The 13,781-nt window shown below is 39.7% G+C and carries 9 protein-coding genes and 1 pseudogene; 7 read left to right on the top strand and 3 right to left on the bottom strand.

The window, feature by feature from the left end; all coding sequences use genetic code 11:
• The first annotated feature begins 20 nt into the window (after window positions 1–20).
• Together trpC and CDG79_RS23395 are read left to right on the top strand one after the other, a co-directional pair.
• A complete protein-coding gene (gene trpC, locus CDG79_RS23400) occupies window positions 21–911 on the top strand; it encodes an indole-3-glycerol phosphate synthase TrpC (protein ID WP_094344273.1) in 891 nt (296 codons plus the stop codon).
• Between the two features lie 224 nt (window positions 912–1,135).
• On the top strand, window positions 1,136–1,387 hold the full coding sequence (locus CDG79_RS23395) for a DUF5340 domain-containing protein (RefSeq protein WP_094344272.1): 252 nt from the start codon (window positions 1,136–1,138) through the stop codon (window positions 1,385–1,387).
• A 253-nt stretch (window positions 1,388–1,640) separates the two neighbouring features.
• Here CDG79_RS23395 and CDG79_RS23390 read toward each other — a convergent pair whose 3' ends face one another.
• Complete coding sequence (locus CDG79_RS23390) at window positions 1,641–2,069, bottom strand: hypothetical protein (RefSeq protein WP_094344271.1); 429 nt, start codon at window positions 2,067–2,069, stop codon at window positions 1,641–1,643.
• A gap of 1,089 nt (window positions 2,070–3,158) precedes the next feature.
• On the opposite strand from CDG79_RS23390, the gene CDG79_RS23385 reads away from it, so the two are divergent.
• Entirely contained in the window at window positions 3,159–3,806 is a 648-nt protein-coding gene (locus tag CDG79_RS23385) for a hypothetical protein (RefSeq protein WP_094344270.1), read from the top strand.
• Between the two features lie 77 nt (window positions 3,807–3,883).
• A complete protein-coding gene (locus tag CDG79_RS23380) occupies window positions 3,884–5,218 on the top strand; it encodes a hypothetical protein (protein ID WP_223278277.1) in 1,335 nt (444 codons plus the stop codon).
• 209 nt (window positions 5,219–5,427) lie between these two features.
• On the opposite strand, the gene CDG79_RS23375 is transcribed toward CDG79_RS23380, so the two are convergent.
• On the bottom strand, window positions 5,428–7,029 hold the full coding sequence (locus CDG79_RS23375) for a peptide ligase PGM1-related protein (protein ID WP_094344269.1): 1,602 nt from the start codon (window positions 7,027–7,029) through the stop codon (window positions 5,428–5,430).
• Between the two features lie 725 nt (window positions 7,030–7,754).
• Between CDG79_RS23375 and CDG79_RS23370 the strand changes: the two genes are divergently transcribed.
• A complete protein-coding gene (locus tag CDG79_RS23370; RefSeq protein ID WP_094344268.1) occupies window positions 7,755–8,618 on the top strand; it encodes an SDR family oxidoreductase in 864 nt (287 codons plus the stop codon).
• 189 nt (window positions 8,619–8,807) lie between these two features.
• Complete coding sequence (locus CDG79_RS23365) at window positions 8,808–9,065, top strand: hypothetical protein (protein WP_094344267.1); 258 nt, start codon at window positions 8,808–8,810, stop codon at window positions 9,063–9,065.
• 113 nt (window positions 9,066–9,178) lie between these two features.
• On the opposite strand, the pseudogene CDG79_RS43950 reads toward CDG79_RS23365, so the two are convergent.
• Window positions 9,179–9,754 (bottom strand): annotated as a pseudogene (locus CDG79_RS43950) (CBS domain-containing protein); the annotation flags it as partial.
• Window positions 9,755–10,742: 988 nt separating this feature from the next.
• Between CDG79_RS43950 and CDG79_RS23355 the strand changes: the two are divergent.
• The gene (locus tag CDG79_RS23355) at window positions 10,743–13,781 is read left to right on the top strand and encodes a PA14 domain-containing protein (RefSeq protein ID WP_094344265.1); all 3,039 of its coding nucleotides are present in this window, start codon (window positions 10,743–10,745) and stop codon (window positions 13,779–13,781) included.

The raw sequence follows: 13,781 nt of genomic DNA, 5'->3' as shown, positions 1-13,781 counted from the left end.
CAATTCCCCATTCCCCAATCATGCAAATCCGCCGTCGTTCACCTAACCCAGCTATTGCCGTATCCATATTACGTTATCAGGTAGCCGTGCCAGATGCCGCGCCAAATAACATCTTAGAAGAAATTGTCTGGCAGAAAGAAGTAGAATATGACCTGATGCGGGAAAAAGTTCCTTTGCAAGAATTGCGGAAGCAGGTACTGACTGCGCCGCCAACTCGTGATTTTGTCGCCGCTTTGCGCCAAGGTAAAACTAAACCAGCATTGATTGCCGAAGTTAAAAAAGCTTCACCTAGCAAAGGCGTTTTCCGAGAAGATTTTGACCCAGTAGCGATCGCCCAATCTTATCAGCAAGGTGGTGCTAGTTGTCTTTCAGTGCTAACCGATGTCAAGTTCTTTCAAGGTAGTTTTGACAACTTGGCCAAAATTCGGGCTGCCGTAGATTTGCCCTTACTATGCAAAGAGTTTATCATTTATGCTTATCAGATATACTTAGCACGAATTCAGGGTGCAGATGCTATTTTATTGATTGCAGCTATCCTGAGCGATCAAGATTTGAAATACTTCCTCAAAATTGCTAACAATCTGAAAATGGCAGTCTTGATTGAAGTTCATAGCTTGGCAGAACTTGACCGTGTGCTAGCTTTAGATGGGGTCTATTTAGTCGGAATCAATAATCGCAATTTGGAAGATTTCTCTGTTGATCTGCAAACTACTTGCCAACTTTTAGCTGCAAGAGGTAGCCAATTGCAGGAGAAAAACATCCTTGTTGTCAGTGAGTCAGGACTACACAACCCAGATGATTTGAATTTGGTGCTTACAGCAGGTGCATCTGCCGTACTCATTGGAGAATCTTTGGTAAAACAACCAGATCCCGGCGCTGCTATAGGCCATATCTTGCCGAGGAATTTCTGAAATCAATACCTCCCCTGTACTTCTTAGTGCAGGGCAACTAATGAGGCATACTATGCGTAGATACGCAGTACTTTACTGTCAAGTATTATAAATTCTTTGCTAAATCTTCATCGCTAATCAAATTAAAGCATAAGCAACTAGTTATTTAGTATGTAACAATTCATTTACAAGAGATAAAATTTAACTAATACAAAATTCCAGATATGAAATCAAAATTGAACTTCATGGAGCAAATTCCTCTACCTTCACCTATTCACTACGAACTTATACTTCAACTTTTAGAAAGACAAACTATGTTAGCAGTAAATGATAATCCAGATTTACGGCATCAGGTAAATCAACTAATTATCACTCTGCGTAAAGCTGCGGTGCAACAAAAGCGACTAGAAGAAATTTGCGAGTTTACCTCTGTGACTGTCGATCACCGTTGGTCAATTAACCATCAGAAGGATAGTAAAGTTGTTGCCCCCGATTGAAGCTAATAACTTAATATCTCAACTTTAAATTTTGCATCTTTATTAAGATAGCTTACTATTATCAGAAGATATCTCTGTGTATTAAAGTCCCAGTACTCAAAAGTTCCGCCGCACTTGCTTGACTCAAAATGCACAGTTTGGGGTGTGATTTAAAACGTTTAAAATATCTTCTAACACTTCACATTAAGTAGTGGCACACATCTGTACAGCACTACTTAATAAATAATATAAATCTCTTTTTATCTTTAATACTTTAATATCTGCTACTGGGAAAAAGTAGAATATCTATTAATTCGCCCACGACCAAACCCAATACTGCTAGAACTGTTAATATCCAAAATGAATCTAGTTTGTTGAAGCCAGAAAAGCGCATTTCCAAATCAGCTAAAAGTGTAGTCGCTAAGGGGATGATAAAAAGCCTTAATAATAGCGACCAAGTTGCTACAAAAACAATTGATATACTTAAAAATAATACAACAGCTAAAGTTTGAGAACCAAATTCAACAAAACGCTCTAACCAAGAAGTACTCTTTCGCACTATAGCTAAAACCATAGCAGCAACAAAAGCTCCCACCAACCAAACAATATGATTAGCAGCAAGATACCATCCCAGAAGAGTGTAAGCTAGCCATAGTAATACTAAAGGCTTCAAAGGAATCCTGCTAAAAAATTCCACATTCATACTGCCAAGGCTTGTAAAAATAACAACTTAGTATCTTAATTATAGTCAAAGCTTATTACCACTTAAATTTTTAAATATACCAACTTTGCTCAGGATATTCCTCTACCTACAGGGCAAATTTAAGTAATACTCTTTCGTTATGACAATATATAGATTAAGGAATCTGAGTCTAAGACGCTGAGAAAATTTATAGCGACAAAAGCTTGTCAAAGTGTAAATTTTATACATAGTCATCTAGTTTGACTTAGTTTGATGCGATCGCTTGTAGCTTAAAATTCAGATAATCAAGCTTATCCAGCAATTAGAATATATGTATCGTCCGTGTATCTGTTAATACTAAGTCATATTTAAGACAAAAGATGAATAGCTCAAGAACAAGAATACTAGATTTTAAAGTACTAACGATATATAAGTGAATTGACTTTGACTCTCAACTATTTGCTATGAAATTTAATGAAGAGTAGGACGATTTACAGTGTACAACTTTGACAACTGTCCACAATAGTGTTGCATGTCTCAAGCTCATGGTAATATTATTTTACTGTCAGGAGATATTATTTTATACATTAAATTGTTACCATGCTGAAACAGCTAGTTAGGTGTGCTACCTCCAAAAAACAAAAAATTATTCAACCCAGCAACGAAATCAACAAAAGCACCAATGTGCAAAGCATAGAGCTTTTGAAAGTCTGCTTATATAAGATACGAAAGAGCTAACAAAGCCTTTTTTAGAAATCATGGTAGCCAGCAAAGAAGGCATAAAAGCCTCTTAAGAATGGCAAAAATTTAGGTGACACTAAATATAAAAGTGTTGACGCAATGTCATAGTTTTTTGCATACGTAAAAGTATCAAAAAGCCCAATTTCTTTTGTCAAGAATACATTGAATTTTTGTGTTTTATTTAGATATTTATTCTCTTCGCACTTAGTTACCTATATATAAAACCTATGTGATTGGTGAAAACTTAAGTGACCCTCGACCAAATGAGGAAAACACTTAAATTTAACAAACGATCTAGGACTGCTAGATCAATCCTGATTTAGTAACAACTTGATTATTGACAACATAAGTAAAAGTAACAGGAAAACCATGAATATCATTGTTCGTTTGTTTGGTGCGATCGTTCTCCAATTATCTGCATTGGCTGCGATGTCTAGCATGGCAATGTCTGATGACAAACCCTTGCGCGTCCCTACCCAAGAGACTCCTATTATTTCTCAACAGAAAACAAAAACAACACACAGAATTTGCTCTTTAGATCCCATTGAGGATTTGTTACCTCCACCACAGAATAAGGCAAATAATTCTTTGCTTTCTTACCTTGCGGAACAGGGTTTTACACAAAATAAAGAGGGTTCTTGGGTCTGTTATGCGAACGATCCTAAAAAAGAAGGGCGTTACTTCACTATGTTTAAGGTTAAACAAGTTGATGGCAGGCTAATCGCAACTTCTTTTCTAGATGAGGGTAGTCTGATTCAAGGGCAGGAAAATCGGAGCTTGGACTTCTTTATGATGCTGATTGAGCATCATCTGAATGCTAGTCAAGAGAACCGTCAAGGCATACATAGATATTTAGAAGCCTTCGTTTCCTTAGTAAAGGAAGGGAAGATCAAACCCACACGTCGTGGGTTTCTTTTCGACCAGCCAAACCGGGCATTGGTCTTATATCACACACTCTCATCAGGGAATCTCAAAGGTACCGGAATCACGATCAACATTTCTTTACCTAAGAGTTGAATTGGGATTGGGAATTGGGGGAGATGAACCAATGCCCCATGCCCAATTAAATTGCTGTAGTTTTCTGGAGGTGCATTTTGCCTAAATCAATTTTTCAAAGAATTGCGGTGTCGAAAGCGGTTCGTTTTGCAACCATCGCATTTTCATCTGTTGCAGTAGTACTCACTACATGTCAGTCTGCTTTTGCACAGCTCAATATTGGCCGCTATGGTATCCAACAAGGACTGGAGTCTGAGTATCTCCAGTACCAAATCAATAACCAGAATTTGAGCCAGATGCGAGTCATTCCTGGATGTGATGTGGGATTTGGCCTGACCTGCAATAAAACTGGAGCGGTAATCCAACGATTAGTAGAGTTAAACGGCGGGAATAGCTATGAAAACCTCTTGATACGAGCAGCCGGTGGGGAGAAAAACTTCCAGAATTTCGCTAGCTTTTACGGTAACAATCCCAATCTCTATTCGGTGCCTTTCGCCTCATTTTGGAGAAACGAATCCCCCGCCATCATGGATAGCTCTCAATACCTTCTTGGACAAGGTATTGGTCGCAATCCAGTAGAGGGACTTGGACTTGTAACCAACCAGTTCTACTGGGCACCATACTCAGGAGTCAATAATCCAGTCAGCCTTCGTAATGGATTACTAGACTTGAAATTCTCATACGGACGACTGTTGTTTGAAGAGGCCTCAAAAATTGACAACATCAAAGAACAGATTCAATCTCTGGGTCTGTCGCCAGAAATGACGAATTTTTATTTAAATAAACTCTCTACAGGCCTAGATGCGTTGAATTCTGGAGATCAAAACCAACTCCAAAAAAGGATTTTTGAACTACTATCCTATCCATACTCCGAAGATGGTGGGGAACTCGGACGACCCAACAACGCAATCCCACAGGAATTTAATCAGCTCTTAGGAGAAGATATCCCAGGCGATATATTGCTGAGTGACACTCCACTACCGTTGGACGGAGAAGAAATAGCCCTTGATACTTTCCCTGGGACTGGGGGAGATGTCTTAGTACCAGACAGTTCTAATTCCTTCCCACTCTGGCCAATAATCGGAGTTGGGGGTCTTGCTTTAATCCTGCTTTTATTACTTAATGGCGATAGTTCTTCAGCTCAGGCAGCTGTTTCTTCAGTTCCACCATCTGTTACTCCAGTTCCACCACCTATTTCTCCAGGAACTACACCTTTGTCTCTCACCAACAAAGGTGAATGCGATTTGACTACCAATGGTAATGGTTCCAATCACACACAGATAATTGAGATTCCATGCAATGTTACTCCTAAACCTCCTATAGAAGTGAAGAAAGTAGTGGAACCATCAACGATCAAAGCGCTTGTATTGCTAATCGTTCTACTATGCATAGTCCGTTACAAACACAGAACTTTAAAAATCCGTAATACGTAATTATTAGGACTTACGCAGAAAAGATCCCCCAACCCCAGAAGAAAGTAAAGATGTGCTGCGCTAGCTGGAAGTGGAAGGCTAGCTAACACAATAAGGAATGTAAACTTAATAACCTGCAATTCTGATGGAACGGAGAATGGTGCCGTACTCTCCTTGCTAACACACCCTACTTTTACACTTTATTGAATCCACGTTCCTAAGGAGATTCCTTAACTATGTTCATCCCAAGCGACGGGAAAAGAATAATCTGAAAACGCCGAGAAATCATGATTTTCGCTGCGGGTTTCTTCATCAAGAACTTTGACAACTTTGTTATAAATGTCTTGTGCTTGTTGTGGGGAATCACCAATACTGGTTAATCCCAACTTGCCAAACTGCGAAAGGCAACCCATAAGATGAAATACTGTGCCCGTTTCTGTACCACTGTCGAAGTGCAGTCTGTGGTGAGCGATGATATCCATCAAATCATTAGGTAATAATCCCTGATAGCGCTCTTTTTGGAGATTATCAGTGGCAATGTAGTATTTAGGACGACCTTGCTGACTATAAAATAAGCCTGTGGAAAGGTCATAGCGACCATTCGTTAATAATTTCAGAGTCATGAATGGATGAGTTGTACCGCCTTTACGCAGGTTAATTTCGATCGCTTGAATATCCCACTCTCCGTTACCCTTGTCAACGGCGATAAAATCTACGCCAAATCGCTCTAAAGTGCCTTTTTCTGCTAGCTTTCTGCCAACTTTTAGCCCCAATTGCTGTAATTCCAATCGATAGCTTTCATCAGCCGGAAAGCGACAACCAAGATAAATTTGACCGTCTGGGCCTCCAAGAATTTGGTCGTGGGTTGAAAGGATTTCCACTTCGCCGGTGGGTGTAATCCGTCCTTGGACGCTGGGCGATCGCTTAGTTTCCCCTTCCACAAATGCTTCGGTGATTGCCCCTAATTCCGGGATTCTTCCCGAAAAATTATCCCAAGTCTCTTGTTTTGCTTGAAAGCGCATTGTTGAGAAGCGATCGCTAATTGCCTCTACCCTTTGGGCATGAGTTCCTTTACCTGGTGCTAAATTCTCAATTGGTCTAAGATCCAACAATGCATTCCCCTCTCCCGAAATGCCTTCGTTGAGTTTCACCACTAACCGTTTTAATGTCGGTTGTCGTTCCCACAAATCACCGGTAGCTTCTGCCAAATCTCTGTGGTTCCAAATTTTTTCGGTGCCATCTGGATGCGGTACTCCGCTTTCAGCGAAGATTTGCCGACTGCCACTTTTTGTCCCCCAAATTTGTAAATCTGGTGCAGCAGCATACAGTGGTACACCCAATTTGACAGACAATTCGCCTTCCCAGTGCGAAGAGTTGTAGCAGATCATAAATGATTTGTCTAGCCTCAAAGATTGATGAATCCGCTCTAGCAAGCGGGGACGTTCTAAAATCTTTTGGCTCAGAGGCTTAAGGGAGGAATCATAAGTAGAAAGTAGCAGCAAGCGATTGCGAGCATGAGAAAAAGGAATTCCTGGTAACAGTTGCAGATAATAATCAATGATACTCGGATGCAAGGGTACTGATGTTACATAAACCAGCCGAGTCCGGGGATTCTGCAATCGAATTAAGGAGAATAGTAATCTTTCTTCATAATGCTCGCAGCCTTCGATCTTTTGGAGTTCGCGCCGATCGAGACTTAGGGAGGGAATAATTAAAATATCCGCTTCACTATTGTCAAATGACTCGATCGTTTTCCAGCGATCGCTTAAGGTTAATTGTAAGTGGTGAAACTTTTCAACCTGCTCTAAGTCGGAAATATTTAGTATTGCCATAACCCCTACCCTCTAATGATCTCAATGTAGCGCACCACGTAGGCTTTTGGGCTATTAATCTGGGGATTATAGTCAAGTACTTTTGCAACTAATTTACTCTACAAGAATTCAGCTATATAGATATCAACCTAAATAAATATTAACATTAACTAAAATTTATGCCATAAAAGTAGGTATTTTGCGATGGAGAAGTGAGAAACTATAATCTTTATTTTCGTTTAGCAAAAATAGCTCACTTGTTTATCTGATAGAAATGATTTATACACTAACTCAAGAACTTTAATTTATTTAATTTATTCTACGCCTTAAGGTTGAGCAAAATTCAGCTTTTTTACCTCTATGGAGCGATAAATTACAGCCACACAATAGTTAACTTTAAAGTAGAAGAGAGGGATAAACCATTCATCGGATAAGAGTTGTATACTTTTTATTTCGTAGTCAGATGTGAGGATAAATAATCTAAAGCCGCATACAATAATTGCCAGCAATAAGTATCTTTGGTAAGCATTCGGGATATAAATGCCTAAAATTGCAAATGGCTAATGGATGGGAGCCAAAGCAAAAAATAAACCTTGGGTTGAATTTTCGATCCAAGGTTTGCTTTTGAAATAGGAAATGCGGACATAAGAAAAGAATTGGGTACAGATTATTCCCTATCACCTGTCACTTCTCCCAAATGCCTAATATCTAATTACATTCAAAATTAAATTAGTGAGACAAAACCTATGCCTAAATCAAAAGAGAAAAAATCACAACCTGCACAACAACAACAACCACCAGGTGTTGAATCAGAAATGACACCAAAACCCAAAGCAGATGATGCCCAGTATCGGGGTAGTGCCAAGCTACAAGATAAAGTAGCATTAATTACGGGTGCTGATAGTGGTATTGGTCGTGCTGTAGCGATCGCATTTGCTAAAGAAGGTGCAGATGTGGCGATTCTTTACCTCAACGAACACGACGATGCCAAAGAAACAAAACATTTGGTAGAAAAACAAGGCCGCCGTGCAGTAACCATCGCAGGGGATATTGGGGATGAAACTTTTTGTCAGCAAGCTATCCAACAAACAGTTGGTGAGTTTGGCAAACTGGATATTCTCATCAACAATGCCGCCGAACAACATCCGAAAGAAAGTATTGAGGAAATCACCAAAGAACAACTAGAGCGCACTTTTCGCACTAATATATTCTCGATGTTTTTCATGACTAAAGCTGCACTCAAGCATTTACAAGCAGGCAGTTCTATCATCAATACTACATCGGTAACAGCTTATAAAGGTAGCCCACAACTTCTAGATTATTCCTCCACAAAAGGTGCGATCGTTGCCTTCACTCGCTCCTTATCACAAAATTTGGTGTCAAAAGGAATTCGCGTTAATGCTGTCGCGCCAGGGCCGATTTGGACACCTCTAATTCCTTCAACTTTTCCCGAAGAAAAAGTTGAAACTTTTGGGAAACAAGTACCAATGCAACGAGCCGGACAACCAGAAGAAGTTGCACCTAGCTACGTATATTTAGCCTCTGATGATGCTTCTTATGTCTCTGGACAAGTGTTACATGTCAATGGTGGAGATGTTGTAAATGGATAAGTAAAAAAGTTAAGACTTAGGAATTAGAAATTAAAAGTTATAACTGATATATTATTAATTATTAATTTATAACTTTTAACTTCTCACCCCTAACTCTACCCTCATGGTCTTCCATTGGAGGGATGAGTCGATTTGAAAATATTGATAATGTATTTAGCAGCAAACATTTAAAAAATAATAACTACGTCTATGGCATCTCCTACACCACTGCAAGGCACAGAACTAGTAGATTGTGCTAGAGCAAATGCCAAGCAAGGAATTGAAACTGCTGCTTATCAATGTGGCTATGGTCAAGACCTCAACAAATTTGCGCGAGAACTCAGACAAGCTTGTGAAGAAATGAACTTACAAGTGAAGGAACTAAGTGGATTGATTACCGAGCAGGATTTAATACTGGAATTGGGTACTGGCGAAATTATTGCTCCAAAGACGGAATCAGAATTGTAAAAGTTAGTCATTTGCAGAAAATAAGCCTAGCCAGTAGCGATATTACCTAGCATTCCTCCCAATAATGACCCTGCCTAGACGCAAAGCGGCTTGTCGTCTGAACATTGTTTTTCAACCCGTTGCCGAGCAATTTCCAGTAAATTTATCTGAAAATAGTTGTTGTCTCTCGACCGCACACCGCCACCCAAGACATAAATATCTTCGGTGGTTTATTTTTGTATAATGTAAATCACATTATCAATAGTAATAATACTTACTAGGCGCTGTTCTCTATCTACCACAGATACAGCCAGAAAGTCATATCTTTGGCTTAATCTTGCAACTTCTTCTTGGTCTGTACAAGTGTGGATAAACACCATATCACGGGTCATAATTTCGGCAATATTTTACTCAGGCTGGGATGTAGACTAACTCCTGCAACCATATCAATCCCTGTTAAATGCCTTTCCGCATCAGTGACATAAAGATAATAAATTATCTCACTGGGATTAGCTAAATTGTGAATTCGCTCTAGGACTTGAGATACTGTAAAGTTTTCTTTCAAGGAAATTAACTCTAGCGTCATGATTCGCCTAACAGTATCAGCTTAATAACCCAATATTAGGGACATAGCTTGGCATTCTGCTGAACTCCGTTGTTTTAACGGATGATTGACGACTTATGGCCAGTAATTCATCAAATAACCTAGCTAGTGCTTATCGTAAGTAAGTTGGCGGGAATAAACCAACTTATATTACGAAACATAAACAGGCTTGAAAACCTTATTAATGACTAAGACAAAGGATAAATGACAGTGTTTGCCAGTTAGCTTTAATTGCGCCCACCTACTTAGCAAATATATAAATTGATAGTCAATATCAAGCATAGATAAATAACACTTTTTCAAATCTTTAAATATTAAAACTTTTCTTTATAGAATTTTCATGTAATTAATAACTATGCAACCAAAAAACATGAGATCATCCAGTGTGTTGGTAATTTTTATTTAAAAATCATCAAAACTTTGATCTTCCTTTAAAAAAGGATAGAGCAATGTGAATATTTAAACAAAGTTCCACAAAAAAGATAGACATAACACGGTGTTCTGGTGTCAAATGTGTAATTGATTAATCCTAGAACAATACGTAAAAATAGATATGTCAAATTACACTTTCTATTACTTAAGTATGTATATTCTGTAATTGGGTGGTATTTTGCCTCAACTTTATCCACTAGCACAATGGTGAGATTAGAAGCTCTCAGGAGAGGTAATTTATGATTTTTTAAATTCACCAAACTGAATTTACATACATCAAAATTCAGAAATTTCTTGAAAGAAGACAAAGATTCATAAGGACTAATATGCCCTTAAAGTAGTCTCTAACGCTTCTTGCTCATAAGTGTTTTTCTATATACATGCTTTTCAAGAAGATAGAGCAATGTATATAGCTTCATATTATTTTATTTTCATTGATACAAATAAGCAGTAAAGGAGCATAAATAGAAAGAATTTGTATTAGCAATTGAGTGGAATAGTATTGAAATTAATAAATATATTAATAGGCAAATAATGCTCCGCTTATCAATATGTTTAAGCTAAAATCATTCGGCATTTTTTTGAAACCATTCAACATAAAACTAATCTACAAGCATTGATTGTGGAATTAGTTTTAGTACTATCGTGAGGCATATATCTCAATGAGTGATTCACAGGTTCTTAATCAACCGTTGTCAGTAGCTGCAAGTTCAACAGTTACTCCATCAGCTCTACAAACCATCGATCCACCACAATCCAATATTGCTCGGGCTAGCGCCAGTGCGCTCTCTCAGGGAAATGGACTTAAAGCAGAGTACTACGATAATATCGACTTCACAAACCTGAAGGTAACTCGCACAGATCCGACAGTAAACTTTATCTGGGGTGCTGGTTCTCCAGATCCTTCCATAGGTGCAGATACCTTCTCAGCCCGTTGGACTGGTCAGGTAGAAGCCAAGTATAGCGAGACTTACAACTTTTACACCACTGCTGATGATGGTGTACGACTGTCAGTGAATAATCAGCAAATCATCAATAAGTTTGTCGATCAATCTGCCACAGAATCAAGTGGCTCGATCGCACTGGTTGCTGGTCAAAAGTACGATATTAAACTCGAATACTACGAAAATCAATACAGTGCCGTTTCCCAGCTGGCTTGGTCAAGCAATTCTCAGACAAAGCAAATCATTCCTCAGTCACAACTGTATAGTAATCTCAACGCACCTGGTAATGGCAACGGACTACAAGCCCAGTATTACGACAACGCCGACTTCACCAATCTGAAGGTAACTCGCACAGATCCAACAGTGAACTTTGTTTGGGGCGCTGGTTCTCCAGATCCGTCCATCGGTGTAGATACCTTCTCAGCCCGTTGGACAGGTCAGGTGCAAGCTCAGTACAGCGAGACTTACAACTTCTATACCAATAGTGATGATGGTGTGCGACTGTGGGTCAATAATCAACTACTCATCAATAAGTTTGTCGATCAATCTACCACAGAAAATAGTGGCTCGATCGCACTGGTTGCAGGTCAGAAGTATGACATTAAACTCGAATACTACGACAATCAATACAGCGCCGTTTCCCAACTGTCTTGGTCAAGCAATTCTCAGACAAAGCAAATCATTCCTCAATCTCAACTGTATTCGCCGGAATCTCCAACTACCATCACATTAGGATCGGCTTCCACGACTGTAAACGAAGGTGCTGGTAATGCCATCATCACCTTACTGAGAACAGGTGATTTAAGCGGCACATCTTCAATCAAGTATGCCACCTTCTCTGGTACTGCCACAGCAGGAGTTGACTACGGAAGTGAAGGCACTGAAAGCGGTGGAACAGTTATTTTTGCACCAGGACAAAGCAGCAGACAGGTAGCTATTCCCATCAATGACGATTCTTTAGCAGAAGCAGATGAAACATTTAATTTTGTTATTGAGCAGCCAGATGGGGCAGCACTAGGACTCCAAAGAACTCTCCAAATTACGATTCAAGATAACGATCGCTCTGGCATCGATTTCAGTCAGCCAGTAGTTAATGAAGGTGATGGTACTGCTACGGTTATAGCTACACGCGGTAACGCTACCGGATCTGCTAGTGTGAACTACGTAACCGTGGATGGAACTGCGAAAGCGGGATCTGACTACCAGGCTGTATCTGGAACCTTGTCTTTTGCAGCAGGACAAGTCAGTAAGACAATTGTTATCCCCATAATTAATGACAATGTTGGGGAATCAAATGAAGCATTTACTTTGAAGTTTAGTAACGCAGTTGGAGTCCAACTAACTAATCAACAGACAACTATCACTATTCTTGATAATGACTCTGGTAAGTTTGTTATAGATTCGGTAGCTTCTGGTTTGACTCAACCCACAGCTTTTGACTGGACATCTGATAGTAGTACCATGTTCATTGCCCAGAAAGATGGGGTAGTGCGAATAATGAAAAACGGCAGTTTATTAGCAACACCATTTATCGATATTTCTGACGAGGTAAGTGATGTTAACGATCGCGGTTTGTTAAGCATTGCCGTACACCCAGATTTTGGCAAAAATCCAAACGGTAACAACTACGTTTACCTGTTGTATAGTTACGATCCACCAGAAACCGATCCAAAAAACCCTAAGAACAACCCCAACACCACATTAGACGATCGCGACAAGAGAGCGAATCGGACTGGAAGGCTAACTCGCGTCACAGCCGATCCCAACACTAATTACACTACTGCCATTGCTGGCAGCGAAGTTGTGCTGATAGGCACAAATGGCACTTGGGATAATATCAGCCACCCAGATGGAGATAGCACAGATATCACACTTGGCTACGCACCATCAGGAATTATCAACAAAGATACTGGTAAGATGTTTACCAGCTTGCAAGATTATCTAAATAATCTTGATAAAGTCCAAAATATCCAGAATTTTGTCGCCAACGATAGCGCATCTCACTCAGTTGGGACTGTGAAGTTTGGTACTGATGGTTCTCTGTTTGTTAGCTTCGGAGATGGCACTTCCTACAATGGCATAGATCCGCGAGCAATTCGCGTCCAGGATATCGATAATCTGTCCGGTAAGCTTTTGCATATTGATGCGATTACAGGTCAAGGTTTATCAAGTAATCCTTTCTACAATGGCGATCCCAATAGCAATCGTTCCAAGGTATATGACTTTGGTCTGCGTAACCCCTTCCGGTTCACAATTGATAAGACCACCAATACCCCCTATATTGGTGATGTTGGCTTCAGTACTTACGAAGAGGTGAATATCGGAAAACCAGGACAAAACTTTGGCTGGCCATTCTATGAAGGTGGTCTTGATGCCAATGGCAATATTGTTAGCCTGAAACAACCAAAATATGCTGTCCTAGATGCGGCGCAAGATTTTTATAATAGTGGCAAAACTGTTACAGCGCCAGCTTACACCTACAAGCATTTTTCTTCCAATTCGATTATTGTGGGTGACTTTTACACAGGTAGTACTTTCCCTTCAATCTATCAAGGATCTTTATTCGTTGGTGATTTCAGTCAAGGAACTATCGATGCTTTGAAATTCGATAGTAACGGCAAAGTTGTCTCAGTTAATCGGTTTGCTACCCTGACAGCAGAACAAGGAGTGCCTACACAACTTACCACTGGACAGGATGGCAATCTGTATTTCGCAAACATCGTCACAGGCGAGATCGATCGCTTCCGACCTGTTTAG

This window comes from Nostoc sp. 'Peltigera membranacea cyanobiont' 232 (assembly GCF_002245985.1).
Classification (GTDB): domain Bacteria; phylum Cyanobacteriota; class Cyanobacteriia; order Cyanobacteriales; family Nostocaceae; genus Nostoc.
This window is presented reverse-complemented; position numbering and strand designations above follow the sequence as displayed.